Source organism: Pantoea sp. B550, from assembly GCF_024158165.1.
GTDB lineage: Bacteria > Pseudomonadota > Gammaproteobacteria > Enterobacterales > Enterobacteriaceae > Pantoea > Pantoea alfalfae.
The window spans coordinates 463,650-488,717 of the sequence record NZ_JAMYXI010000003.1 but is presented as its reverse complement, the minus strand read 5'-3'; the positions used below and the strand labels follow the sequence as shown (position 1 = coordinate 488,717).

Sequence of the window (25,068 nt, the reverse complement as noted above, 5' to 3'; positions counted from 1 at the left end):
AAAGGACGAACAAAGACAAAGTGGATAATCTGCTTAGCTATGTCGAAATTCCTGAATATGGCGCTTAAAGATATTCACTATCAGTCGCCGCGTGGAGGGCGTAACCTTTCCTTATCAAAAATCGCCTATAGCCCACAGGCGCTTACCGCCTGTCAGGAGAAATACAGATGAAAAATATTGGCTTCTTATCCTTTGGTCACTGGACGCCTTCGTCGCAGTCCGCCACCCGCACCGCGCAGGATGTGTTACTGCAATCGATCGACTTAGCGGTCGCTGCTGAGGAGCTGGGCGCAGATGGCGCTTACTTCCGTGTCCACCATTTTGCCCGTCAGCTCAGCTCGCCGTTTCCGCTGCTGGCTGCCGTGGCAGCGCGGACCAGCAAAATTGAGATCGGTACCGGTGTTATTGACATGCGTTACGAAAACCCGCTTTACATGGTGGAAGATGCCAGCGCGGCAGACCTCATCTCCAACGGGCGTCTGCAGCTGGGCCTGAGCCGCGGTTCACCTGAGCAGGTGATCGATGGCTGGCGCTACTTTGGTTTTGAACCGAAAGCGGGTGAAAGCGATGCGGATATGGGCCGTCGTCACACCGAAGAGTTCCTGGACGTGCTGCGCGGCGAAGGGTTTGCAAAGCCGAATCCACAGCCAATGTTCCCGAACCCGCCGGGCCTGCTGCGACCAGAGCCGCTTTCGGAAGGGCTGCGTGATCGCATCTGGTGGGGCTCCGGTTCCAATGCCACCGCAGAATGGGCAGCAAAAATGGGCATGAACCTGCAAAGTTCAACCCTGAAAGATGATGAAACCGGCGAGCCGTTCCACATTCAGCAGGCGAAACAGATCCGCGCCTACCGCGAGGCCTGGAAAGCGGCGGGGCATCAGCATGCGCCACGCGTTTCCGTCAGTCGCAGCATCTTTGCGCTGGTGAATGATATGGACCGCGCCTACTTTGGCCGCAGCGGTAACGATCAGGATTCCGTTGGTTTCCTGGATGAGAAAACACGCGCCATCTTTGGCCGCAGCTATGCCGCAGAGCCAGAAGTACTGATTAAGCAGCTGGCGCAGGATGAGGCGATTGCCGAAGCGGACACGCTGCTGCTGACCGTGCCTAATCAGCTTGGTGTCGCCTACAACGCCCATGTGATTGAGGCGATTCTGAAGTACGTCGCCCCGGAACTCGGCTGGCGTTAAGTCTGAAGTCGAGCGCCCGCGCAAGCCGGGCGCTCAGTTGTTTCTTCATAAACCTGTATTACCTGCCATTCACCTCTGCGATCGTTAACGCTATTTAATCATTTTCTCTTCTCGTATTTCTGCCATTTCTGTTTCGCATCAGTTCCGTCCATTCCTGCAACTACACCGGTTTAGCCAGCGAACGCGGCCATAGCAGGTCTGGCCGCTGCTCAGCCAGCCATGAATAAGACGGTTGTGCAACCGGTTGTGTCGGAATAGTCTGATGCAGGTCGGTGCCGCTTCGTTGATGATTCCGGGTAGTAACATCCGTTGCGCCATTGCTGGAAGCTGTTGAAATAAACCTTATTCAAAGGGATAAGCTATCAATCTTATAGGATGAGACAGGTGTGAGTTCCTGAAGATCCTCTATAGAGTAGCGATGAAAATACAAAAAGAGGTGTGACCATGAGCAATTCCATTGATGAAGATGCAAAAGATGCAAAGCCTATTGTTGAAGCCGATCGCGAAGCGCCTGAAAGCAAATGCCCTTTTCATGCAGGCAAGCCAGCGCAGCCAAATCAGGCGCCGGGTGGCGGAACAACTAACCGTGACTGGTGGCCTAACCAGCTCCGCGTTGACCTGCTGAACCAGCACTCATCCCGTTCGAATCCGCTTGATGCATCCTTCGACTACCGTAAAGAATTTGCCAGATTAGATTACTCTGCGCTGAAAGCTGACATTAAAGGGCTGCTCACCGAGTCACAGGCCTGGTGGCCCGCTGACTGGGGCAGCTATATCGGACTGTTTATTCGCATGGCCTGGCACAGCGCCGGAACCTATCGCTCCGTAGACGGACGCGGTGGTTCAGGCCGTGGTCAGCAACGTTTCGCCCCCTTAAACTCCTGGCCGGACAACGTCAGTCTGGATAAAGCGCGCCGCCTGCTGTGGCCGATTAAACAGAAATATGGCCAGAAAATCTCCTGGGCTGACCTCTACATCCTGGCGGGTAACGTTGCGTTGGAAAACTCCGGCTTCCGTACCTTCGGCTTTGGTGCCGGACGTGAAGATGTCTGGGAACCGGATATGGATGTGAACTGGGGCGAAGAAGCCGCCTGGCTGGAACACCGTCACCCGGAATCCCTGGCACAGTCGCCTCTGGGTGCCACCGAAATGGGTCTGATCTACGTCAACCCGGAAGGTCCGGAACACAGCGGCGATCCTGCCTCTGCGGCCCCGGCGATTCGCGCCACCTTTGGCAACATGGGCATGAACGACGAAGAGATCGTGGCACTGATTGCCGGTGGCCATACCCTGGGTAAAACCCACGGTGCCGCACCGGCCAGCCACGTGGGCGTCGATCCGGAAACCGCACCGATTGAAGCGCAGGGTCTGGGCTGGGTCAACAGCCACGGTACGGGCGTCGGCGCAGATGCGATTACCTCTGGCCTGGAAGTGATCTGGTCGCAGACACCGACCCAGTGGAGCAACTACTTCTTCGAGAACCTGTTCAAATATGAGTGGGTTCAGACGCGCAGCCCCGCGGGAGCCATCCAGTTTGTAGCGGCTGATGCACCGGATATCATCCCGGATGCGTTTGATTCCACTAAGAAACACAAGCCGACCATGCTGGTCACCGACCTGACGCTGCGTTTTGACCCGGAGTTTGAAAAAATTTCGCGTCGTTTCCACAACGATCCGCAGGCGTTCAACGAAGCCTTTGCCCGTGCGTGGTTTAAGCTGACCCACCGTGATATGGGGCCAAAAGCGCGCTACATCGGACCTGAAGTGCCACAGGAAGATCTGATCTGGCAGGATCCGCTGCCTGCACCGGTTTATCACCCAACCGTGGCCGATATCGCCCAGCTGAAAGAGAAGATTGCGGCATCCGGCCTCAGCGTCAGCGAGCTGGTTTCCGTTGCCTGGGCTTCGGCATCGACGTTCCGTGGTGGCGACAAGCGCGGTGGTGCCAACGGTGCCCGACTGGCGTTGCTGCCGCAGCGTGAGTGGGACGTCAATGCCGTCGCAGCACGTGTTCTGCCTGCGCTGGAAGCGATTCAGCGCGAAGCCCACAAGGCTTCACTGGCGGATGTCATCGTTCTGGCGGGTGTGGTTGGTGTTGAGCAGGCGGCGAAAGCGGCTGGCGTCTCGATCGACGTGCCCTTTACCCCGGGCCGTGTCGATGCGCGTCAGGATCAGACCGACATCGAGTCATTCGATCTGCTTAAACCGCGTGCGGATGGTTTCCGTAACTTCGGCACCGGTTTCGGCAAAACCACCACCGAAAGCCTGCTGATCGACAAGGCACAGCAGCTGACCCTGACCGTGCCAGAGTTGACGGTGCTGGTGGGCGGGATGCGTGCGCTTGGCACTAACTTCGATGGCAGCCAGCACGGTATCTTCACGCACCATGTAGGATCGCTGAACACGGACTTCTTCGTGAATCTGCTGGATATGCGTACCGAGTGGAAAGCGACTGATGGCAGCAATGAGAAATTCATCGGACGCGATCGCGTCAGTGGTGAAACCCGTTTCACCGCTACCCGCGCCGATCTGGTGTTTGGTTCCAACGCGGTGTTACGCGCCTCGGCAGAAGTCTATGCCAGCAGCGATGCCCGTGAAAAATTCGTCAAAGACTTTGTCGCCGCCTGGACAAAAGTGATGAATCTGGATCGGTTTGATATCTGATTGCTGTTGACGTTGTAAAAACCAGAAACCCGCTGATGTCAGCGGGTTTTTTTTGCGTGTCTGAAAGCCTCAGGGGTGTAAAGGCATGTTCAGAAAATCTGTTCCTGTCGGGTATAAAAGCTCAATTACCTCTTCAGCGATGACGCTTAAAACATAAATGTTATTGCTTAATTGGCATTTCGGATGCGCTCTGTCACCAGATAAAGTCATTTTATTATTCTGACTGACGGACTGGCTATGATGATCAGATTCTCTTTTTTATGGCCCCTTTTTACGCTCGATTTCATCTTACATTTCAGCAGAGCACTCACTTTCACGTTCTTTCCCATCTACCTTTCACAGACACTGCAGTTTAATCCGCTGATGACAGGCTATGCGCTGGGAGGCAGTCTGGTGATAGCGACGGTGGCGGGTGTCTGGTGTGGCGTGTTAATTGATCGCTTCACCCCTCTGCGGTCCCTTTTTCTGGCGATTCTCCTCTCGGTTGTTGTCTATGGCTTATTAACACACGTCCAACACTTCATTCAGGTTTTTATTTTATTGATCATGATTGAGGTCGCTTTTACCACCATGCACCTCGCAGTAAAATCGCTTCTGTCAGGCTTGTTGCCTGCTGACCAACGAGGTGCTGCCTTTTCGGTTACCTATACCCTGATTAATATCGCTTTTTGCAGTGCGCCGATTCTCGGTATTCTCGCCAGTCACTATGCCGTACATGCGCCGATGTGGTTGTCCGCAGGATTAAGTTTTATTTCACTCTGCATACTCAGCCTGTACTACCGACGTTACGATGCTCATCTGCAGGTAGACTCTCCCGTTAACGGGCCGAAAACCAGCCTGAAGCAGACGTTCAGCGTATTAATCAGCGATTATCGGTTGCAGCTTTTTACCCTTGGGGGGTTGTTCAGCGCGCTGGTCTATGCCCGTTTTGCAACGTATTTATCGCAGTATCTGGGATATGTGGTCAGCGAGTCAGAAGCACTGAGGTTGATTACGTTGATTGTCAGTATCAACGCAGCAACGGTCATTCTGTTGCAGTACGTTATTGGCAAAAGGATCACCCAGAAAAATAGGGTGCTCAGTGTGATGGCCGGAACCGGATTACTGGTGATGGGATTATATTTCTACCATGTCTCTGAACTGACCCTGTTCTGGATTATCGCCACCATACTCTTCTCGTTAGGCGAGGTCATTCTTGTTCCGTCGGAGTTTCTTTTTATCGATTCTATTGCCCGTGATGATATGAAAGGGGCCTACTTCGGTGTGCAGAATATTGCGATGTCAGGCGGCGGAGCCAACGCTATTCTCTTCGGTTACCTGCTTAACAGCCATCTTATCCCGCCATCATCCATCTTCTATTTACTGATTTTGTTTGCCCTGCTGGGATGTGCTTTATACCTTATTGGCATTCGCCAGAAAAACAGGGTGGTGCCGGCCAGAGAGTCCTGAGCGCTGCCCGGACGGGATAAGAGAAGTGAAATAACCCAACAAAAAACCCGCTCAGGTTTCCCTGAGCGGGTTTACGAATCTGGCTCATCTGACCGGGCACGTCTTTGCCAGTAACTGACTACTCATCACGCTAAACCTGAATGATATCTCTGCCAGGACCGCCCTGATGACCACTAATAGTTGCGGGTTTCACAAATCTGGTTGCTCTGTCTGGTGAAACTCCCACTCTGTTTTGCTGGACCAAATGACACGCTACATGGTGCCCTGGCGACGCTTCACGTAATTCCGGTACTGCCTCGCGGCACTGCGTTTCCGCCAGCGGGCAGCGTGACGAGAAGCGGCAGCCGGATGGCGGGTGTGACGGATCCGGAATCTCTCCCTTAATCACCGCGATGGGTTCATGCTGTGGGTCGAGCGTCGGTACGGCGGCCAGTAGGGCCTGCGTGTAGGGATGCAGCGGCTGACTGAACAGGGCGTCGCGGCTGGCAGTTTCCACCAGTTGCCCGAGATACATCACTGCCACGTCATCGCAAAGATGTTCCACCACGCCGAGATCATGCGAAATAAACAGGAAGGTAACGCCGAGGTCATCGCGCAGGTCGGAAAACAGGTTGATGATCTGCGCCTGAATGGAGACATCCAGCGCCGAGATGGGCTCATCGGCGACAATAAAGTCCGGATTGAGAATCAGTGCCCGGGCAATGCCAATGCGCTGGCGTTGTCCCCCCGAGAATTCGTGCGGGAAACGCGGGTAATGCTGCGGAGCCAGCCCGCAGATCTTCATCACCGCGATCACCCTGTCGTACAACTCCGCTCGGGTGCAGAGTTTGTGTGCCAGTAACGCCTCACCAATCGCATCGCCGATACGCATACGCGGATTGAGAGAGCTGTAGGGATCCTGAAACACCAGCTGGATTCTGGGCCGCAGCGCCTGCATTTCCCGCGCCGTCAGCGTCGACAGGTCCTGTCCCCGATACTTAATCGTGCCAGCGGTTTTATCATATAAGCCCAGCAGAGTGCGGCCTACGGTGGTTTTGCCGCTGCCGGATTCGCCTACCAGACCGAAGATGGTGCCCGGGCGGATGCGAAAGCTGACACCGTCAACGGCACGAAGCAGCCCGGTTTCCTGACCAAACAGGCCGTCGCGTATTGGGAAGTGCTTCTTCAGCGCGTCCACTTCAATGATGTATTCAGAACTCATGCGAAAGATTCCACTTTTTCACGGTGAAAACAGGCGGCCTGCCGCGTTGTACCCACCAGCGGCGGTATGCCTGCCCGGCAGATTTCGCTGGCGCGTTCGCAGCGGTCAAAAAAAGCGCAGAATGCGGGCAGCGCGGCAAGATCCGGCACCTGACCGGGGATGGAGTAGAGCCGACGTCGCCGCTCGCCGGGAACCGGTCGGGAGGCAATCAACCCCTGGGTATAGGGATGCAGCGGATTACGCAGTACCTCTGCGGTGGGGCCGTATTCAACAACCCGCCCGGCATACATCACGACTACCTGCTCCGCCATCCGGGCAATGACGCCCAGATCATGGGTGATCAGCATCAGCGCCATCTGGCTGGCACGGGCCTGTTCGCGCAGCAGACGCAGAATCTGGGCCTGAACGGTGACGTCCAGCGCCGTGGTTGGCTCGTCGGCAATCAGCAGTTTCGGCTGGCAGCTGAGTGCCATCGCAATCATGATGCGTTGCAGCATGCCGCCGGAAAGCTGGTGCGGGTAGCGGGTCATCAGACTCTCCGCGCGCGCCAGTCCGACCTGGCTAATCAGCGCGATCGCCTGCTGCCAGGCGGCTTTAGGCGATTCCGCCCGATGGCGAATCAATGGCTCACACAGCTGCTCGCCAATGGTCAGCACCGGATTCAGGGCGCTCATCGGTTCCTGAAAAATCATCGCCAGCTGGTTGCCTCGCAGGTCGGCCATCCTGGCGGGATTGAGTGTCAGCAGATCCTGCCCCTGGAAGCGGATAGCTCCGCCGTCAATACGCGCCGCCTGAGGCGGCAACAGTCCCATCAACGACATGGCGGTAACGCTTTTGCCACAGCCGGATTCGCCGACAATACCCAGGGTCTGTCCGGCATGAATAGTAAAGGAGACCTCCTGCACGGCCTGCACACGCCCCTGTTCGGCGGCAAAGGAGACGGATAACTGTTCAAAGGTGATCAGTGGCTGGCTCATTTCTGGCTCCGTTTCATGCGGGGATCGAGCGCATCACGCAAGCCGTCGCCCAGTACGTTAATGGCAACCACGGTGATAAAGATGGCGATGCCTGGTGGCATCCACAGCCACGGGCGACGTTGAAAGTCGATCAGGCTATTGGCGGCATCCATCATATTGCCCCAGGAGGGGGTCGGCGGGACGACGCCAAGACCGAGATAGCTCAGCGCCGACTCGCTCAGAATGGCGTTCGCCACAGCCATCGTCGCCATGACCACCAGAATCGGGATGGTATTGGGCAGCAGATGACCAAACAGGCGGCGACGTGATGACAGGCCCAGTACCTGCGTTGCCAGCATAAAATCACGCTCGCGCAGCGAAAGGATTTGCCCGCGCACCAGCCGCGCCAGTTTAGGCCACTCCAGCAGGCTCAGCATGATGACCACCATATAGATGCGCGCATCCGCTGAGAAATCGAGTTCCGACAGCATGGCGCCGGCGACAATCAGCAGCGGCAGGCTGGGAATGGTCATGACCAGATCGGCCAGACGCATAATCAGCTTGTCGGTCAGGCCACCCGCGTAGCCCGACACGGCACCGAGCAGATAACCCAGCGCCACCGACAGCAACATCGTCAGCAGGCCAATGGTCAGCGAAATGCGCCCGGCAAGGAGCAAACGGGTGTAGACGTCCCGCCCCAGAAAATCGGTTCCCAGCCAGTGCTGTGCCCCTGGCGGTTTATTGATCATCAGGGCATCCGTGGCGTCATCCTGCCACGGCGACCAGATCGGCCCCAGCACGCACCAGATCGCCATGACAATCAGTAAAACCAGGCACACCATCGCCAGCGGATTGCGCCGTAATGCCTGCCACGCCTGACGCCACGGTGAGGGCGTGGCCTGGGCAAGCGCCGGGATCACCGCTTTGCGCAGGCGGCGTTGCGTAGAAAAAAGTGAACTGATCATCATGAACTCACCCGAATACGCGGGTCAGCCCACGCGTAAAGCACGTCGGCCAGCAGATTGCCGAGGATAGTTAATACCGCCAGGAACAGCGTGAAACCCATCAGCACCGGATAGTCACGGGCAGCGAGCGAATCGATGTGGATATGTCCTGCACCCGGCCAGTTGAAGACTTTTTCGGTGATGAGAGCACCCGAGAACAGGCCCGGCAGCTCAAAGCCGAGCAGGGTAATGATCGGCAGCAGCGCATTGCGCAATGCATGTTTCATGATCACCGTGCGTTCGCGTAAACCTTTTGCCCGGGCAGTGCGGATGAAATCCATTTTGATGACGTCGAGCATGCTGGCGCGAAAATAGCGCGTCAGGCTGCCCGCCTGCAACATTACCAGTGCCAGCACTGGCAGCATCAGGTGGGCCGCCACCTGGACAATATAGGCCCAGCCGCTGTCATCACTGCCGGTGTTGGTCATGCCGCCGACCGGCAACCAGTGCAGATCTACCGCAAACCATTTGATTAACAGCAGGCAGAGAAAAAAGGTTGGAAAAGACATTGCGGCAAACACCAGCACGCTGACCAGATGATCGAACCACGAGTTGGGTTTGATTGCCGACGCGATACCGGCGGCCAGGCCAATTCCCCAGTAAAATACCAGTGCGACACTGGCGAGCAGGAAGGAATTCCAGACGTATTGATTGAGCAACTGAGTGACAGGAATCTGGTATTGCAGTGAGAAACCCAAATCACCCCGCACCAGCTGGCCGAGCCAGTGCAGATAGCGGGTGAGCAGCGGCTGATCAAGGCCGTAAATCGCCTTCAGCTCAGCCGCGCGCGCGGCGGTCAGCGTCACGTTGCCATCAATAAAGTCACCGGGTGTCTTTGCAAACAACATAAAGATGATAAAAGAGGCAAACAGCAGCATGGGCAGGGTGTTCAGCAGCCGCCTCAGGATAAAATTTCTCATGGTCTTCTCATATCAGCCGTCAGGAAGTCCCGACGGCTGAACAGTGGGCAAGGTTACTTAACGATTTTGACGTCCGGCAGACTGCCGGTCAGGCCGTTATAGATATCCGGTTTAAAGCCGGTCACGCGGGCGCTGCTGGCGGAGAGGATCTGGCGATAGCCGAGCAGGATCACCGGTGGGTCATCTGCCAGCACTTTATACAGCTGGTGATAAATCGGTTTGCGCTGTGCCACATCCAGCACGGCATTGCCTTCATTAATCAGCTTATCCACCTGAGGATTGTTATAGCCGGACTCCTTAGCCTCGGTGCTGTAGTAATCCCATACCCCGTCATGCGGATCGTTTAACGTGCTGGTACTAAAGGACGCCAGGTCGTAATTGCCCGCTTTGCGCTGCGCCATCAGGGCATTGAAGTCCACCACCTGAGGTTTCAGCAGCACACCAATTTGCTGCCAGTCCTCTTTGGCGATCGGGATAAGCGCGTCGTTCAGCACTTTTTTGCTCGCCAGTAAGGTCAGTTCAAGACGTTTGCCGTCCTTTACGCGAATACCATCGGCTCCGGGTTTCCAGCCCGCCTCATCAAGCAATTTTTTCGCCTGTGCCGGATCGTATTTGTAGGGATTCACGCCATCCGGGTTATATGCCCAGGAGATAGGCGCGATAGGTTCGACAGCAACCTTGCCATACCCTTGGTACACCACATCGATTAGCTTCTGACGATCCAGCCCGTAAATCAGCGCCTGACGCACTTTCGCATCCTGCAACGCCGGGCGGCGAACGTTGAACTCGACTTTGCTGTAATCACTGGACCCGTAGAGGTTGATATTGGCAAAGCCGAGCAGTTTCAGCTGTTCAATATCATCCGGTCGTGAAGTGAAGGCGTCGTAATCCGTTTCACCGGTCTGGAACAACTGGAAATTGGTTGAGGGGTTAGTGACGCGATAAATAAAACGAGGCGTTGGCGGTGTGCCACGATAAAAGTGGCTATTGGCATGAAAACGAATTTCCTGCCCGGGGATGTATTTGTCATAGACATAGGGGCCATTGCCCAGCGGTTTGCCATGCAGAGTGCGCAGATAGTCAAGATTGCCACGCTTATAGCCTTTGCCGTAATAAGCTTCCGACAGCACCGGCCCGCCAATTTTTGCCAGTGTGGTTGCGCCAGGTTGTGTGGTGGTGATCTGGAGCGTGAGGGGATCGATCACTTTCAGGCCACTGACGCTGTCGGCTTTACCTGCTTTATATTCCGCGCCCCCGGCAATATTCGCGAGGGTGATGTCGGTGTCACCATCATATTTCGGGTCGTACAGGACGGTTAGGGTAAAGGCGACGTCTTTGGCAGTGAGTGGGGAGCCGTCGCTGAACGTCAGATCGGGGCGCAGCTTAATGGTATAGACTTTGTTATCCGGGCTTACCGTCCAGCTTTCCGCCAGACCCGGCACCAGATTGCCGTGGCTGTCCCAGTCAATCAGGCGTGAAAAAATGACGTTGGTGACATTTTCATCCCAGCCGTTGACAAAAAAGTAAGGGTTAAAAATTCCCTGAGGTTCAGAAATGCCCGCCACCACCGTATCTTTGCGCAATTTCGCCGCTGCCGGAATCTGGCTGGAATCGGTGGCCGGGGTGATACCTTCTTTAAGGGCATCGTCGGCAAACGTCATAGAGCTGAAGGCTGCAAGGCTGCTGAAGAGTGCTATTTTAAGTCTGAACTGCATGCTTTGTTTGTTTATTAAACTGACCAAAAGAGATCCCTCAAAAATATAATGACAATGTTCATTTACAAAAAATGAAAATTAATCTTCCCCTGATCCGGTGTCTAACAATCAAACGCTATAACAAATAACGAAATGTCCTTATGTTATTTATGGATAAGCTTGGGAATAATTGTCTTTATTATAAGAATGCGACTCAGATCAACGTTACGGCACATTAAAAAGATCGGTTACGAATCCGGACGTCTGCGCTATTTTTAACGCGTTAAGACGGAATGCCGCGGTAAGGACATTTGCCGCTGACTGTCATTGTGGATTTCATTCGGGCCCAACGTGTGAGACATGCGGCAGTGCTGTCCAGCCCAACTCCGGCGCAATCAGCGTCGCAAAATCGCTGATAATCTGGCTGTACTCCGCATAATGCAATTCATAAGGCAATTCAATTCTCAGCTCATTCACCAGACGTAAGACGGGATCGTGAAACAGCCGTTCGAGAATCTGCTCCGCACTGCCCACGATATCCTGAGAGAACAGGGTGCGTCGGGAGCCCTGGGGTGCCAGAGTGCGCGAGTGGCGGCTGGCGGCAAACTGCTGATAATGTCTGCGGGTGGTGGCATCCGCACTGTCGGTGGGAATGATGATGCGTCCCAGGGCGATGCGCGCCGCACGCCGACCGGCAGCCGCGAGATTTTCACGATATAGCTGGATTTGTGTCCGCTGTGCCTGGTAAAAATCATCCGTTTCTTCACCGGAGGTGAGATTGCCCGCGAGCAGATTAAACCCGTGGCTGCCTGCCCAGCGCGCCGAGCGAAGTGATCCTCCGCCGTACCACAATCTGTCGACCAGACCGGCTGCAAAGGGCTGAACACGCGGGCGTTGCGTATTGCCGGGTGAGAGAATGACCGTATTGTCATCACCGAAGAAGCGGCCACTCAGGTTATCGCGCAGAGTCAGGACGCGCTGGTAAGAAAAATCCTGCTGCTGCCAGGCATCACCCCAGACAGAATGACCGATTAACTCAAGATGATTAGGCGCGCCTGCGCTCAGGCCGACATTCAACCGTCCTCTGGCGAGAATATCCACTGTCGCCAGGTCTTCAGCCAGACGAAATGGACTCTCATAACCCATCTGAATTACGGCGCTGCCCAGTTCTATCTGGCGGGTACGTTGCGTGGCGGCCGCGAGAAAGGTGCTGGCTGACGATACGCCATGTTCCAGATGTCGCTGGCGTACCCAGGCACCATTAAAACCCAGCTGTTCACCGCGTTCGAACAGCTGTAACGTCTGTTCAAGCCCCTGAAGCGGAGCGTCATCAGGATAATTCCCCGGTGTCAGAAACGAGATATGCGAGATAGCCGGTTGCGTCATTCTGTTTTACTCATACCGGGGCTTAAGGCGTCAGCGTGACGACATGCTGGCGAATATCCGGATGGCTGGCGATCAGACCCTGTTGCTGATACCAGTCGGCTATATGCCCGATATGGGTTATTGCGGCGTCATCGACCGGCGTAACAGGAACGGTGTTGACCTTGCCCAGCAGTGCCGCCAGTGTGCTTCCCTGCTGCCCCATCTGTGAAGCCCAGATCTTACCTGCCTCAAGCGGATGGACTTTGGCCCAGTGGTTCTCTTGCTGCAACACGTCATAAACCCAGTTAAGCACTTCAGGGTGCGCCTTATAAAACGCCTCGCTGACGAAATAACCTGCTGCATTTTCCGAACCAATCTGCTGACCCGTACTCAGCTGGCGGGCGTCATAACTCTGCCTGGCCAGAGAGAGGAAAGGATCCCAGGTCGCCCAGGCATCGACATGTCCCCCTACAAATGCCGTACCGGTGTCGGAAGGGCTGAGATAAACTTTGGTCACCTCCTGCTCCGGAATTCCGGCACGATCCAGCGCGCGTGAGAGCAGATACTCGCCGGTCCCGCCTTTGTTCACCGCCACCTTTTTGCCGCGCAGATCCTGCAATGAATGGATATCGCTGCTATTGCGCACCACAATCCCTTCACCTTCAGCGGGCATGGCCTGATAAGCGAAGAAACGCAACGGCAAACCCGCAGCGATGGCGGTAACAAACGCTGTGGAGCTGCCGGTGGTCATGTCAATTGAACCGGCATTTAACGCTTCATAAGCCGGGGCGGCAGCCGCAAAAGGGCCCGACCAGACGACGTTCACCTGATGCGCGGCCAGCGCTTTTTCCAGCGTTCCTTTCTCTTTAGCCAGTGCTAAGTCCGTGGGGCCACGCAGAAAACCAATGCGCAGCGTGAGCGGTTCAGTCGCCATGGCCATCCCGGCACACAGTATCAGTGCAGCAACAGCGGTACGGGGTATCCAGCGGGTCATATCTGTCTCCTGGCGTTCAGGGATAAAGCCATCGGGATGAACCCCACGGCAAAAAGATCGTCAGCCTGCTGCTGCTGTTCGGCTAACAGAGCGTCATTGGCAGGGGTGATCCCCCAGGGACGCCCGCGTATTGTTTCCAGCCACTCATCGGGCAGGGTGGTTGGGTTGAGCTTGTCGGCAAGGATCTGCGCGGCGGCTACCGGATGCTGCTCAATCCAGGCATCATTTACGCGCAACTGTTTCACGATCCAGGCTGCGACTTCGGGGTAACGTTGCTGCCACGCGGCACGCGTCCAGAACAGTGAACGGTTAATGATTTCATTGCCGACGGTGGAGCGCGCAACGACATCCTTTATCTGTAACGCGCGAGTCAGCCAGGGATCGATTGCCAGCCAGCCATCAATGTCGCCATTGCGTAACGCAGTCATGGCATCCTGCCCCTGCAGGTCCAGCAGGGTGACATCGGTGCGGCGCAGGTTTTGTTTTTGCAGCAGACGCGCCAGAAAATGATCGGTGAAAGAACCGGGCATGCCCGTCAGTCGTTTACCACGCAGCGAGGAGATAGTGTTGCTTTGCAATGTCAGCAACGCGCAGTTGTTATTACGTGGCGGCGAGCTGGCGAGATAAGCGACGTCCAGCCCGGTGGCCTGCGCACTTATCGGCGGGGTTGACCCGGTGCCAACCACATCGACCTGTTCATCAGCCAGCCACTCGCCGCTGCGTGCGCCCAGGGTATAGTCGAACCATTCCAGCTGCCAGCCCCGGTCTCTGGCGGCAGGTTCGATGACTCCGCGATGGCGCAGAATAAACAGCGAGAGATTACTGGGATGGCTTCCCAGACGGATTTTCATTGTGCTGGATCTCTACTTCCGACCGGACGATCCCATAGATTTCCCCAGGTAAAGGTATTCTTTGCCGCGTCATCCGGCGGGGTGAGTGACAGTCGTGGCATCACCAGTTCGCTAAAGCGATAGGCTTCCTCCAGCAAGGGGAAACCGGACAGGATAAACACCTCAACCCCCGCCTGCTGATAGGCTCGCAGGGTCCGTTCGACCGTTTCCGGACTGCCGACGATAGTGGTGCCAGGTCCGGGACGCACCAGGCCTATGCCTGCCCACAGTCCAGGGTAGATCTCCAGCTCGCGCGGATCGGCGGGTTTCTGGTCATTGTGCAGTGCACTCATACGGGACTGACCTACGGAGTCTGAACCGCGGGCCAGGTGCTGCCGGGCGGCAATGGCGCTGTCGTCCATCGAGGCATAAAGCGCGTCTACCGCCTGCCACGCAAGTTCATCGGTTTCGCGCACGATCACATAAAGACGAATGCCGTAGCGTAACTGGCGATGGTATTTATCGGCTCTGGCTTTCACCCGGGCGATTTTCTCTGCGGCCTGCGGCGGTGTTTCCCCCCAGGAGAGATAGGTGTCGATGTGCTTTGCCGCGACTTCCTGTGCCGCTTCAGAGGAGCCACCAAACCACAGCGGTGGCGGGGGATATCCGCCGTTGCTCAATGCCAGCCTGGCGTTCTCAATATCCAGGTGTTCCCCTTTGAAGCTGACATTTTCTTCATTAAGCAGGGGGCGTAATACCTGCAAAAATTCGTCACTGAGATCATATCGGGCATCGTGATCCAGATGCATGCCGTAAGCGCCCAGCGTATTTTTATCACCGCTGACCACGTTGAGCAGCACCCGGCCTTTCGAAAACTGGTTAAACGTCACGGCCATTTTGGCAAGCAGGGTGGGTGAGATCAGACCCGGCTGGATTGCAATCAGGAACTTCATGCGTTCGGTATAGGGAATAAGTGCCGCCCCCAGAATCCAGGGATCATGTGCACCGGTCGCCAGCAGCGCGCCGGTAAAACCCAGATGATCTACCGCTCGGGCGACCTGCTGGAAATAGGCGTAGTTGACCTGCCGGCTGCCGGAGGCGGTCCAGGGTTGATGACCGTCTGGCGCGGTCAGATACCAGTAAATTTCCACGGTGGTTCTCAAAGTAATACAAACAGGAACCAAAGGAATAACAAAGGGTTATTGTGAGGGGAAATACTAATTATGGCAAAGTTTATCTATATCCAGGCTTAAGGTTATTTATCAAGCCGGGTCAGGAAGGTTGTTAAAATAAACGCGACCCTGCTGGGCCGTTATTTATCCGTTACTAATAGTGATTCGCTTTCACGTCATATTTTGACGCTTTAAGGCGTCAAATAACGCATCAACAGGTGGATATCATTGGCAGGAGATAGTGATGGCGCTTTTTTTGTCAGGCTATGTGGTCCGGGGTTGGTATGAGTTACCCGCTTGCCCATTTCAGGCTGGCATCATCACAATCAGAGTTTATTAAACAGAAACAGGCTTCGCCTGATAAGGGAATGATGACGCGTCGCGGATTGTTTTCCCTGCGCGTTATTCTCTGTGGCGTTGTCTGTCATTGAATATTTGTTGTGGAACATTTGAACGAACATCAGAAAAGCAAAAAGCCCGCTCAGGTTTCCCTGAGCGGGCTTCTCGAATTTGGCTCCTCTGACTGGACTCGAACCAGTGACATACGGATTAACAGTCCGCCGTTCTACCGACTGAACTACAGAGGAATCGTTTGAACGGGGCGCATAGTAACGGCCACGCCGGATCATGTCAAAGCTCTTTTTCATAAATTCGTGCGACTGCTGAAATAGTCGCCACAATGGCGATTTACGTCATAGAAGAAGGGTCTGCACTACGGCTTCACGCGGCAAAAAGCGGCACGTAAATCTGAGGTGTTTATGAGGTATTCTGACGCGGCAAAGCCCTTGTCAGACCGCACTACGCATGATTTAACCGGATAGTTTTTTACAGGCGTCACAAAGTCTCGATTCTGACTTTGTCAGCAACAAATATGAAACGTAGATTCCATTTCAACCCTGAACTGAATATCCGGAGTTGAAATGAATAAAGTCAGAATCGGCATGATTGGCAGCGGCTATATCGGGCGCTGCCACGCCATTGCCTATGCCCAGGCCCCCACTGTATTCGCGCTGAAAGGCGAAATCGTGCGGGAGATGCTGGCCGAAGTGAATCCTGAGCTGGCGGCGCGTCAGGCGGCGACCTTTGGTTTTGCGCGCTCCACCGGCGACTGGCGCGCGCTGGTCAGCGATCCGGCGATTGATGTGGTAGATATCTGCGCACCCAACTTCCTGCACAAAGAGATGGCGCTGGAGGCGATACGCCATGGCAAGCACGTCTATTCAGAAAAGCCGCTGTCGCTGAGCGTGGCGGATGCGCAGGAGATGGTGGCGGCCGCCGAAGCGGCAGGGGTGAAAACGCTGGTCGGCTTTAACTACATGAAAAACCCGACCAGCCAGCTGGCAAAAGAGATCATTGCCAGAGGCGAGATTGGTGACGTGGTGCATTTCTACGGCACCCATAACGAAGATTATCTCGCCAGACCGGAAACGCCGCTCGACTGGCACTGCCAGAAAGCGCTTGCAGGGCTCGGCGCGCTGGGCGATCTGGCGGCGCACATCGTGAATATGGCGCACTATCTGGTCGGCGATATTGCTGAGGTGAGTGGCGATATGATGACGGTGATCACCTCACGGCCTGATCCAAAAGAACCTGCCCGGCAGTTACCGGTAGAAAACGAAGATCAGGCCAGCGCGCTGCTGCGCTTCCGCAATGGCGCACACGGCGTGATTGAAACCTCGCGTATCGCCTGTGGCGCAAAAATGGGCCTGACCTATGTTGTCACCGGCACCAAAGGCACGCTGCGCTACACCCAGGAGCGCATGGCGGAACTGGAGCTTTATCTGCATGACGAACCTGCCGGGCGACAGGGATTTAAAACCATCCTGACCGGACCGGCCCATCCTGACTACGCGAACTTCTGCGTTTCAGCCGGACACGGCATCGGGTTTAACGATCAGAAAACGGTGGAGATCCGCGACCTGATCAACGGTATCGCGGCGGGCGATCGCATGTGGCCCGATTTTGCCGAGGGATTGCAGGTGCAGAGGGTGCTGGAAGCGATTGCCCACTCCGCAGAGCAGCGCCGCTGGGTCGAGGTGTAAGGCAGAATCTGAGAAAGAGAAGATATAGCGAGTGGCAGACTACGGAGTTGAGTGAACAGGCGCGAAGGGCGGGAGTGTCCCGCCCGTATCCAGTCAGATCAGACCGCTTTTTTCCCACCACAGTTTATCCAGCGCATAGAAGCGGTCGCGCTGGCTCTCGGGCTGGCTGAGGTCGCGCTTCCAGGGCTTCGCCAGAATGTAGTGCAGGTTCTTCACCTCATCCCCCTGCCACAGACCGCTGTGCTGGAATGGCAGCGTTTTTAACGCATTGTAGATATACGAGAGCGGTTTCCAGCGTTCGGCAAAGACTTCATTCAGCAGATCCTGCTCGGAGAAAGGATAAGCGCTGAGATCGTCAATCGCCGCAATCCGTTTTTCCAGTACATCGAACATCGCATTGTCGGGCTTAAGCACCAGAAAACCGCCGTTCAGGTAGTAGTCAACGCTGTCCGGAGCCTGCTCACCGCGTGCCTGCCAGGTGTAGTGGCACTGCTCGGGCTGCCATTCTGGCGGATAAGAGGCAATCTGGTTCGGATTACAGCGGCAGGCGTGACAGGCGGCCAGCGGGTTATCGCCCAGATCCAGGGTAAACAGCTCATCCATGTTCTGCAGTACCAGCATATCGGCATCCAGGAACACCACACGCTCATAATCGGTGAGCTGCCAGGCGCGCAGCTTGGTCCAGACTTCGCCGAACTGCGCCGAGGCGTAATGCTGATCGAGATCGTCGCGCGGATAGAGTGGTTCAACCGGTTTAATCACACAGCCCTCATCCTGCAGACTCTGACAGTCAGCGTCTGAAATGGCTGGCGTGGTCATCACCACCAGTGGCCACTGGCTCTGGCTCTCCTGCAGCGAACGGTGCAGCGCTTTCACGCCCACCAGATAATCGGGTTGTGTTAACAGCGTTACCCAGGCAAACATAGCTTTCCTCAATCAGTCAAAAAGTGGCGTGATGTAGTCGTTCCCCAGTCGGCCCTGCGGGTCGAGCTGGCTGCGCAGGGTGCGGAAGGCGTCCCACTGCGGATAGATCTCACGCCAGTTGTAGCGTTCTTCGTCGTAATACTTGCCCCAGTGCGGGCGTCCGCCCTCTTCGGCGAGCAGTTTTTCCACTTCGGTCAGGAAGTGCAGCCCTTCCTGGGACAGCGAGCCATCGTCGGCGTAATAGACCACAAAGCCGAAAAAGCAGGTCGGCTGGCCAGCAGCCGGGCTGAGCCAGGCCGACGAGGCGCCGGTACAGCGCAGAATAATCGGGTAGTGCATGTGCGGACGATTCTCCGCATACCACTGCTTAATCCGGCGGATGATGGCCGGGGTTTTTGCCAGCGGCACGCCGATTTCCACATTAATCTGTGGCACCGCAATGCCGCGACAGAAGAGCTGGTAGATGTCACCGGTAACATCGGTGAAGTCGCGAAAACGGGTGACGGTACGGAATTGTTTTCCGCCTTTGCCCTGAATCTGCGTGTCGCGGTGCATATGCGCCAGCGTCTGGTCGATGGTGTCGTTGAGGCTGTCATCAACGTCACCCTCATGCTCGACCACCTGGCGACCCTGCGCTTCATAGCGCTGACGCTCTTCATCGCTCGCCTCATGGGCGTTCCAGACGTGCATCAGGTTGTCGTCAACAAACCACCAGGCCTTGCTCAGCGGATAGTCGTTGTTCCACTGCAGCAGATCCTCTTCCAGCGTATCGGCAGAGACAGCATTTTTGTGGCAGGTAAAGATCTTAAACGGCTGGGTGCGCAGGGTAACGGCAGTGACAATGCCCAGCGCCCCCAGCGAGACCTGCGCCGCCGGAAAGTCAGCGTCGCCGCGGACAAATTCCCGCACGCTGCCATCGGCCAGCACCATCCGTATGGCCAGCGCTTCATCGGCAATGGAACTCTGCTGCAAACCCTGACCGTGCGTACCGGTCGCCATCGCGCCTGCCAGCGTCTGAATCGCAATCACACCCGGCGATGACGCCAGCATCCGGTTCATGTCGGTCAGGCTGCGATAAACCTGCTCAAGCGGGGTGGCACCACCAAAGGTCACGCTCTGCTCATCACTGGCGAGCTGACCGCTCAGTGCGCTGAGATCGAGCAGTACATCGTTATCGGCGACATGCAGCATCCGGCCGGGCGACAGCTTGCTGCCGATCACCCGGATTTTGCCGTGTGATTCGCTGATCAGTTTCTGTAGTTCTGCTTCGCTGGCGGGACGCTGAACCTGATGATGAGTGCCAATTTGCGCATTCTGCGCCCAGTTCCACAGCGCATCATCATTGGGTTCAACATGGGTCTGGCGAAGCGGATAGAGGCGTGCGTCTCTGCTCACAACAGCATTCCTTATAATCGCATTTTAATGACAAGTTTAACTAAGCGTAGACTATTGCTAAGCGGAGCCGGGGCGGCGGACATTTATTTGCGGACATAGCGTAACGTTGCAGTGACAGCGAGCTGACGATTGCGGCGGATACTCTCGGCTTCGCTGTTGTCAGGACTGAACAGGGCGTTGAAGGTGTAGCGGTTTGAGACGTGATGCACGCAGATACTGCTGATCAGGCGATGGACATCGATGGTCTGCACATCACCAGTAAATACCCCCTGTTGCTGACCGCGCGCCAGGATGTCATCCAGCAGATCCAGTGCGCTGCGGTTCAGCGCTTTAATCTGCGGCGACTGGGTGATGTAGCGACCGCGCAGCAGGTTTTCACTGCAGACCAGCCGGATAAAATCGGGATGCTCGACGTGATAGTCAAAACTGGCTTCCACCAGTCGGGTCATGGCCAGTTCCGGCGCCATCGCCGCCAGATTCAGGCCGGTTTCATGCTGACGTATCTGCTGATAAACCTGCTCAAGTACGGCGATATAAAGCTGTTCTTTAGTGCCAAAGTGATAGACCACCATGCGTTTCGTGGTTTGCGCATGCTCAGCAATCTGCTCCAGCCTGGCACCCTGCATACCAAATTCAGCGAAGGTTTTCAGTGCGCCTGCAATAATGCGTTTCTTCAGCCCTTCAGGGTCATTTTTACGTTTTGTGAGTTCTGACATGGTGCTCAATAAGGTGATTCTGACCGGGGAATGTTAGCACAGTGTTGAGAGGCTGCGCGCAACCACGGGCGCGGCAAATGCGGCAACCTGGCACACTCCGGACGATTGCAGGTATAATCCCGGGCATTATTTCACAGGTTCAGAGACGACAATGACAAAACTCACCTTGCAAGAGCAGATGCTGAAAGCGGGATTAGTATCCAGCAAGAAGATGGACAAGGTTCAGCGGACCGCCAAGAAATCCCGGGTTCAGGCGCGCGAAGCCAGAGCAGCAGTGGAAGATAACAAAAAAGCGCAGCTTGAGCGGGATAAGCAGCTGAACGAGCAGCAGAAGCTGGCTGTGCTGTCGAAAGAGTATAAAGCGCAGGTCAAGCAGCTGATCGAAATGAACAAAATTGCCGTGGAGAGGGGCAATATCAGCTTCAACTTCACCGACAATAATCTGATCAAAAAGATTATGGTGGATAAGCCGACGCAGGCTCAGCTGATCAATGGCCGTCTCGCCATTGCCCGCCTGGCGGCTGACGCGAATGGTGAAAGCCAGTACGCCATCATCCCGGCCAGCGTGGCGGATAAAATTGCCCAGCGTGATGCCAGCGCCATCGTCTTAAACAGCGCATTAAGCGAAGAAGCTCAGGACGAAGATGATCCTTATGCTGATTTCAAAGTGCCAGATGATCTGATGTGGTAATGGCGCGTTGATGCAGTCAGAAGGGGCTGGCGGCAGAGAGCTGCACTGTCTCGCCGCTGACAGGATGCAAAAACGTTAATCCGCTGGCGTGCAACATCAGCCTCTCTGCCTGCTCAGCACCCGGCAGTAACAACCCGCCGTAAAGATCACAGCCCAGAATCGGATGCCCCAGATGCTGACAGTGAATGCGCAGCTGGTGGGTGCGTCCGGTTTCTGGTGTCAGCTCAACCCGCGTAACCGGCAACGCCTTTCCCTCTTTACCCTGATAATCAATGCGTTCGATGACCCGATAGCGTGAGCGCGCCGGCTTGCCCTGAATAGCGCATATCACCATGCGGGGAAACAGCGCCGGATCTTTGGCTATTGCGGCATCAATCACACCTTCATCATCGGCAAGGTGTCCGCACAGCAGTGCCTGATAGGTTTTGCTCACCGTGCGCTGGCTGAACTGCTGACAGAGGGCGGCATTAATCGCTTTGGTTCGTGCCACCACCATCAGCCCGGAGGTGCCAAAATCGAGCCGATGAACCAGCGTGCAGCCGGGAAAACGCGTTACCAGCCGATGATGCACGGAGTCGAGATTTTGCAGATTTTTGCCTGACAGGCTCAGCAGCCCGCTGGGTTTGTTGATCACCAGCAGATGATCGTCCTGAAACAGGAGAGTAATCTCATCAAAGCAGGGTGGGGCGATAAACGTATCGATAATGGCAGACATCGGGCAACCGGCAGCAGAATGGCAGGGGATCATAACCGATTGCCGGTTCACTGACGACGCCGGACTTCACCCTTATTCTTCCGTAACCGTTTCGCCACTTTGTGTGGGAAGCGAATGGCTGGCCTGATGCGTGCCGAATCCACCATGGGCAGCAAAAACTGAGCAAACCGTTGCGGCTAACAACGTGAGAAGAACAGAGAGTTTCATAGGTGCATCCGTCGCTGATAAGGCCAGCCAGTCTGGCAGGATGGACGGCAGAGACAAACAGAACAATCCGGAAAAAACATTAAGTGTATTCTATCAGAAGGTTGCGAGATTCTTAGTGATTTATTCGGGCAGGTCCTGCTTTTACGACTACAGTCTCTGGTGAGGTTGTCATCAATTCGTACTAATGGAGGATTTTCTGTGTTAATTCAAATCGACGAGAAAGGCCACGTCATTATTGGCGAAGCGGCACTAAGCCTTGCCCTGGGCGAGAAAGAAATCAGTATCGCATCACTCTTTACTCAGCTGGGTTTTATGGCGAAATCTGAAAGCAACCCCGATCGGCTGACGCAAATCTCCGAAGCCAGGCGCTGGCTGAGTAGTTTTAAGTCACCGTCGGTTGCCCAACAGCAGGTGCCGTACCTGCAGACCCTTGCAGCCCTGAACGAAGAACTGAAGCAGCATTAACTGAACTGACGCCAGTGGACGTAGTCCGGCTCCGGCCGGAAAACGACGAAGCGGACGACCTCATCGGTTGCGCGAAGCGTATACCGGCCGGAGAAACTGTCATGGACGATACTTCTCCTGCCACCGCGATTTGATACCCATCTTTAAGAAGGCTTTCCTGAAGCCACAACCCTGCCGGCCCTGAAACAATAACTGACCCGGACGAATACGCTCCCGCGCCGGCTTTTTTCTGTGATTACTGTGATGCCTTGTCTGTGGCCAATTCATACTTCAGCCAGCCTCATTAAATCAGGCTGGCTGTATTAGCATGACGCTTAAGTCAAAGCGGCGCTGTGTATCAGAAGCTTTCCCAGCTGGATTCGGCTGATGCTTTAACCGGCATCGCGGGCACTAAACGCGGCGCCAGGGCATGTGCAGTCCGGCTGGGGGCACTTTGCCCGTCTGATAAGCGGAATACCGCCACCGTTTTTTCCAGCTCGTCTGCCTGCGCTTCCAGGGAACTGGCTGCGGCAGAAGACTCTTCAACCAGCGCGGCGTTCTGCTGCGTGGTGGTATCCATTTCGGACATTGCTGTCGCAATCTGGGAAATACCGCGATTCTGCTCGTCGGATGCGGCAGCAATCTCGCCCATGATGTCTTTGACCTGGCTGACCGAGCGGACGATATCATCCATCGTGCTTCCGGCGCGTTCCACAAACTCCGAACCATCATGAACCCGGTCAAGTGACTCGCGAATCAGCGTTTCAATCTCTTTGGCAGCCAGCGAACTGCGCTGGGCCAGATTTCTGACTTCACCGGCCACCACCGCAAACCCACGACCCTGTTCACCGGCGCGAGCCGCTTCAACCGCGGCATTTAATGCCAGTATATTGGTCTGGAAGGAGATGCTGTTGATGACGTGAATGATTTCACCAATTTTGCCTGAACTCTGGCTGATGTTATTCATGGTGACGATAACATCACGGATAATCTCGCCACCGCGTCCGGCATTCACCGACGCATCTGTCGCCAGCTGGCTCGCATGGTGAGCATTTTCCGCATTCTGTTTCACCGTGGATGAGAGCTCTTCCATACTGGCCGCCGTCTGAACCACTGCCGCAGACTGTTGTTCGGTGCGGGATGACAGATCGGTATTACCTGCTGCAATCTCTGCCGAGGCACGCGCTACGCTGCTGACGCCATCGCGCACATTGGTAATGATGTTCTGCAGGCTGAGGTTCATCGCATCGACGGCCTGCATCAGTTGGCCCAGCTCATCACCCCGGGTGGTGTTCAGTGAGGTCGTTAAATCACCGCTGGCAATACGCTGCGCTGCATTCAGGGTCTCTTTCAATGGCAGCGTAATGTTGCGTGTAATCCGCCAGGCAATCAGCAGGCTCAGGACGACACAAATCAGCGCAGCAAAGGCGATGCGCCACTCTGCCTGTTTGATAAATTCAGCAGACAGCCGGGACTGGAAGGCAAAAGTATCAGAAACTGCCGCATTGAGCCGCTCTGCAGCTGTGGTCAGGTCCGCAGATTCGCTTTTTTCTTTCTCTGAAGCATCAACATAACGCGTCAATGCCTGACGTTGCTGCGTAAGGATAGTGATGACATTTTGCGTGACGGCATTGATCGCTGGCTGATTAAAACTGTCCAGTTGTTCACTCAGCGTATTGATGGCGGTGTACTCCTCAATAACCGCATCTCTGCTGGCCGCTGTTGGCTTATCAAGAAACGCTTTTTCGATATTCGCGGCATCAAACAGCGCGGCGGCCAGTTTCATGACCGGCAGCGCTGCGTCGGGTGCCATAGCCATATCAAGTAATTCAGACTGATGAGCAAGACCGATTAGCATGTCCGGTTTAATGGCAGCAAAGGCGACAGAGGTCACCTCCGCAGATGCCACGAACTTCTGGCGCTGATTTTGATAATCATTAAGTAACTGGCCCATCAGCGTAATTTTTTGCTGACCTTCATCATCCCACTTAAATCCACTCAGTCGTTGATAAAGGGTATCCAGCTCCTTAAGAGCCTGAACGTTCTTCGCGGCAAATTCAGGATTTTTGGTGTACTGGTAAAGCGTGCGATTAAGACGTGCCTTGCTTAACGTATTCACCATTTCCACGGTTGTTGTGCGGCGTGCAGAGTTGTCTTTAATACTGCGAAAACAATCAAAAGCGATAAAGGTTATGGCGAGAGACGCCGCGATGACGACGATAAAACCGACGCCAAGTTTTTTCCCGATTTTGATACTGGAGATGCGTTGAGCAAGGCCCATGAGGTTCACCTTTATTGAGGTTCAAAGCAGACGAAAGAAATTCACATAATTCAATACTGATCTTTTTATCGTCAGCTTCTGATAATCCTTTAAAGGTATTTATCATTTATTCAGTAATCTTATTAATTAGAGCTCCATTGTTTTACGATGTAATTATTTTCATGCTAATTGATGGGTTTTTGTTTAAGTTAATGATTAATATAATTAATTGAGG

At 55.1% G+C, this 25,068-nt stretch carries 20 protein-coding genes and 1 tRNA gene; 6 read left to right on the top strand and 15 right to left on the bottom strand.

Going from position 1 to position 25,068, the window contains the following annotated elements; all coding sequences use genetic code 11:
- Positions 1-167: 167 nt before the first annotated feature.
- The 3 genes from NIM72_RS05405 (at position 168) to NIM72_RS05395 (ending at position 5,303) form a co-directional block, all read left to right on the top strand.
- Positions 168-1,190, top strand: a complete 1,023-nt coding sequence (locus tag NIM72_RS05405; protein ID WP_253419241.1) for an LLM class flavin-dependent oxidoreductase — start codon at positions 168-170, stop codon at positions 1,188-1,190.
- A gap of 444 nt (positions 1,191-1,634) precedes the next feature.
- Positions 1,635-3,854, top strand: a complete 2,220-nt coding sequence (gene katG, locus NIM72_RS05400) for a catalase/peroxidase HPI (RefSeq protein WP_253419239.1) — start codon at positions 1,635-1,637, stop codon at positions 3,852-3,854.
- A 237-nt stretch (positions 3,855-4,091) separates the two neighbouring features.
- Positions 4,092-5,303: an MFS transporter gene (locus tag NIM72_RS05395; RefSeq protein WP_253419236.1), complete on the top strand. Its 1,212-nt coding sequence runs from the start codon at positions 4,092-4,094 to the stop codon at positions 5,301-5,303.
- Positions 5,304-5,433: 130 nt separating this feature from the next.
- Here the strand turns inward: NIM72_RS05395 and NIM72_RS05390 are convergent, their stop codons facing one another.
- The 10 genes from NIM72_RS05390 to NIM72_RS05345 all read right to left on the bottom strand — a co-directional run bounded on the left by NIM72_RS05390 (position 5,434) and on the right by NIM72_RS05345 (position 16,026).
- Positions 5,434-6,504 (bottom strand): ABC transporter ATP-binding protein, encoded by a 1,071-nt coding sequence (locus tag NIM72_RS05390; RefSeq protein ID WP_253419233.1) that lies wholly within the window; start codon positions 6,502-6,504, stop codon positions 5,434-5,436.
- Positions 6,501-7,481, bottom strand: coding sequence for an ABC transporter ATP-binding protein (locus tag NIM72_RS05385; RefSeq protein ID WP_253419230.1), 981 nt, complete (start codon positions 7,479-7,481; stop codon positions 6,501-6,503). Before NIM72_RS05385 ends, NIM72_RS05390 begins: the two co-directional genes overlap by 4 nt.
- Positions 7,478-8,425 (bottom strand): oligopeptide ABC transporter permease, encoded by a 948-nt coding sequence (opp4C, locus tag NIM72_RS05380; RefSeq protein WP_167493445.1) that lies wholly within the window; start codon positions 8,423-8,425, stop codon positions 7,478-7,480. The genes NIM72_RS05385 and opp4C overlap by 4 nt, the downstream gene beginning before the upstream one ends.
- Positions 8,425-9,384, bottom strand: coding sequence for an ABC transporter permease (locus NIM72_RS05375; RefSeq protein ID WP_161734393.1), 960 nt, complete (start codon positions 9,382-9,384; stop codon positions 8,425-8,427). The genes opp4C and NIM72_RS05375 overlap by 1 nt, the downstream gene beginning before the upstream one ends.
- 53 nt (positions 9,385-9,437) lie before the next feature.
- Positions 9,438-11,099, bottom strand: a complete 1,662-nt coding sequence (locus NIM72_RS05370) for an ABC transporter substrate-binding protein (RefSeq protein ID WP_161734391.1) — start codon at positions 11,097-11,099, stop codon at positions 9,438-9,440.
- A 315-nt stretch (positions 11,100-11,414) separates the two neighbouring features.
- On the bottom strand, positions 11,415-12,464 hold the full coding sequence (locus NIM72_RS05365; RefSeq protein WP_253419227.1) for an LLM class flavin-dependent oxidoreductase: 1,050 nt from the start codon (positions 12,462-12,464) through the stop codon (positions 11,415-11,417).
- 22 nt (positions 12,465-12,486) lie between these two features.
- On the bottom strand, positions 12,487-13,437 hold the full coding sequence (locus tag NIM72_RS05360) for an aliphatic sulfonate ABC transporter substrate-binding protein (protein WP_253419224.1): 951 nt from the start codon (positions 13,435-13,437) through the stop codon (positions 12,487-12,489).
- Complete coding sequence (locus tag NIM72_RS05355) at positions 13,434-14,288, bottom strand: ABC transporter substrate-binding protein (protein WP_253419204.1); 855 nt, start codon at positions 14,286-14,288, stop codon at positions 13,434-13,436. Before NIM72_RS05355 ends, NIM72_RS05360 begins: the two co-directional genes overlap by 4 nt.
- Positions 14,285-15,418, bottom strand: coding sequence for an LLM class flavin-dependent oxidoreductase (locus NIM72_RS05350; RefSeq protein ID WP_253419201.1), 1,134 nt, complete (start codon positions 15,416-15,418; stop codon positions 14,285-14,287). The genes NIM72_RS05355 and NIM72_RS05350 overlap by 4 nt, the downstream gene beginning before the upstream one ends.
- 532 nt (positions 15,419-15,950) lie before the next feature.
- Positions 15,951-16,026, bottom strand: a tRNA-Asn gene (locus tag NIM72_RS05345).
- Between the two features lie 333 nt (positions 16,027-16,359).
- On the opposite strand from NIM72_RS05345, the gene NIM72_RS05340 reads away from it, so the two are divergent.
- Positions 16,360-17,481 carry a Gfo/Idh/MocA family protein gene (locus tag NIM72_RS05340; RefSeq protein WP_253419198.1) on the top strand — a complete coding sequence of 374 codons (1,122 nt, stop codon included), beginning with the start codon at positions 16,360-16,362 and terminating at the stop codon, positions 17,479-17,481.
- A gap of 93 nt (positions 17,482-17,574) precedes the next feature.
- Here NIM72_RS05340 and NIM72_RS05335 read toward each other — a convergent pair whose 3' ends face one another.
- From NIM72_RS05335 to NIM72_RS05325, 3 genes are all read right to left on the bottom strand, one after another.
- Positions 17,575-18,405: a glycosyltransferase family 8 protein gene (locus NIM72_RS05335; protein WP_253419195.1), complete on the bottom strand. Its 831-nt coding sequence runs from the start codon at positions 18,403-18,405 to the stop codon at positions 17,575-17,577.
- Positions 18,406-18,417: 12 nt separating this feature from the next.
- Entirely contained in the window at positions 18,418-19,800 is a 1,383-nt protein-coding gene (locus NIM72_RS05330) for a D-arabinono-1,4-lactone oxidase (RefSeq protein ID WP_253419192.1), read from the bottom strand.
- A gap of 83 nt (positions 19,801-19,883) precedes the next feature.
- A complete protein-coding gene (locus NIM72_RS05325) occupies positions 19,884-20,516 on the bottom strand; it encodes a TetR family transcriptional regulator (RefSeq protein ID WP_161736849.1) in 633 nt (210 codons plus the stop codon).
- A 151-nt stretch (positions 20,517-20,667) separates the two neighbouring features.
- On the opposite strand from NIM72_RS05325, the gene NIM72_RS05320 reads away from it, so the two are divergent.
- Positions 20,668-21,207, top strand: a complete 540-nt coding sequence (locus NIM72_RS05320) for a DUF2058 domain-containing protein (protein ID WP_161736850.1) — start codon at positions 20,668-20,670, stop codon at positions 21,205-21,207.
- Between the two features lie 16 nt (positions 21,208-21,223).
- Here the strand turns inward: NIM72_RS05320 and NIM72_RS05315 are convergent, their stop codons facing one another.
- Positions 21,224-21,922: an RluA family pseudouridine synthase gene (locus NIM72_RS05315; RefSeq protein ID WP_161736851.1), complete on the bottom strand. Its 699-nt coding sequence runs from the start codon at positions 21,920-21,922 to the stop codon at positions 21,224-21,226.
- A gap of 405 nt (positions 21,923-22,327) precedes the next feature.
- Here NIM72_RS05315 and NIM72_RS05310 point away from each other — a divergent pair, with 405 nt between their 5' ends.
- Positions 22,328-22,594, top strand: coding sequence for a hypothetical protein (locus tag NIM72_RS05310; protein ID WP_161736853.1), 267 nt, complete (start codon positions 22,328-22,330; stop codon positions 22,592-22,594).
- Positions 22,595-22,931: 337 nt separating this feature from the next.
- Here NIM72_RS05310 and NIM72_RS05305 read toward each other — a convergent pair whose 3' ends face one another.
- Positions 22,932-24,854: a methyl-accepting chemotaxis protein gene (locus tag NIM72_RS05305; protein ID WP_253419184.1), complete on the bottom strand. Its 1,923-nt coding sequence runs from the start codon at positions 24,852-24,854 to the stop codon at positions 22,932-22,934.
- Between the last annotated feature and the right edge of the window lie 214 nt (positions 24,855-25,068).

Bases quoted from the DNA above. Each gene is read 5' to 3' on its own strand.
- NIM72_RS05315 (WP_161736851.1), bottom strand. From the start codon at position 21,922: ATGTCTGCCATTATCGATACGTTTATCGCCCCACCCTGCTTTGATGAG.
- NIM72_RS05355 (WP_253419204.1), bottom strand. From the start codon at position 14,288: ATGAAAATCCGTCTGGGAAGCCATCCCAGTAATCTCTCGCTGTTTATT.
- opp4C (WP_167493445.1), bottom strand. From the start codon at position 8,425: ATGATCAGTTCACTTTTTTCTACGCAACGCCGCCTGCGCAAAGCGGTG.
- NIM72_RS05370 (WP_161734391.1), bottom strand. From the start codon at position 11,099: ATGCAGTTCAGACTTAAAATAGCACTCTTCAGCAGCCTTGCAGCCTTC.
- NIM72_RS05375 (WP_161734393.1), bottom strand. From the start codon at position 9,384: ATGAGAAATTTTATCCTGAGGCGGCTGCTGAACACCCTGCCCATGCTG.
- NIM72_RS05390 (WP_253419233.1), bottom strand. From the start codon at position 6,504: ATGAGTTCTGAATACATCATTGAAGTGGACGCGCTGAAGAAGCACTTC.
- NIM72_RS05335 (WP_253419195.1), bottom strand. From the start codon at position 18,405: ATGTTTGCCTGGGTAACGCTGTTAACACAACCCGATTATCTGGTGGGC.
- NIM72_RS05305 (WP_253419184.1), bottom strand. From the start codon at position 24,854: ATGGGCCTTGCTCAACGCATCTCCAGTATCAAAATCGGGAAAAAACTT.
- katG (WP_253419239.1), top strand. From the start codon at position 1,635: ATGAGCAATTCCATTGATGAAGATGCAAAAGATGCAAAGCCTATTGTT.
- NIM72_RS05360 (WP_253419224.1), bottom strand. From the start codon at position 13,437: ATGACCCGCTGGATACCCCGTACCGCTGTTGCTGCACTGATACTGTGT.
- NIM72_RS05395 (WP_253419236.1), top strand. From the start codon at position 4,092: ATGATGATCAGATTCTCTTTTTTATGGCCCCTTTTTACGCTCGATTTC.
- NIM72_RS05365 (WP_253419227.1), bottom strand. From the start codon at position 12,464: ATGACGCAACCGGCTATCTCGCATATCTCGTTTCTGACACCGGGGAAT.
- NIM72_RS05405 (WP_253419241.1), top strand. From the start codon at position 168: ATGAAAAATATTGGCTTCTTATCCTTTGGTCACTGGACGCCTTCGTCG.
- NIM72_RS05320 (WP_161736850.1), top strand. From the start codon at position 20,668: ATGACAAAACTCACCTTGCAAGAGCAGATGCTGAAAGCGGGATTAGTA.
- NIM72_RS05340 (WP_253419198.1), top strand. From the start codon at position 16,360: ATGAATAAAGTCAGAATCGGCATGATTGGCAGCGGCTATATCGGGCGC.
- NIM72_RS05385 (WP_253419230.1), bottom strand. From the start codon at position 7,481: ATGAGCCAGCCACTGATCACCTTTGAACAGTTATCCGTCTCCTTTGCC.
- NIM72_RS05325 (WP_161736849.1), bottom strand. From the start codon at position 20,516: ATGTCAGAACTCACAAAACGTAAAAATGACCCTGAAGGGCTGAAGAAA.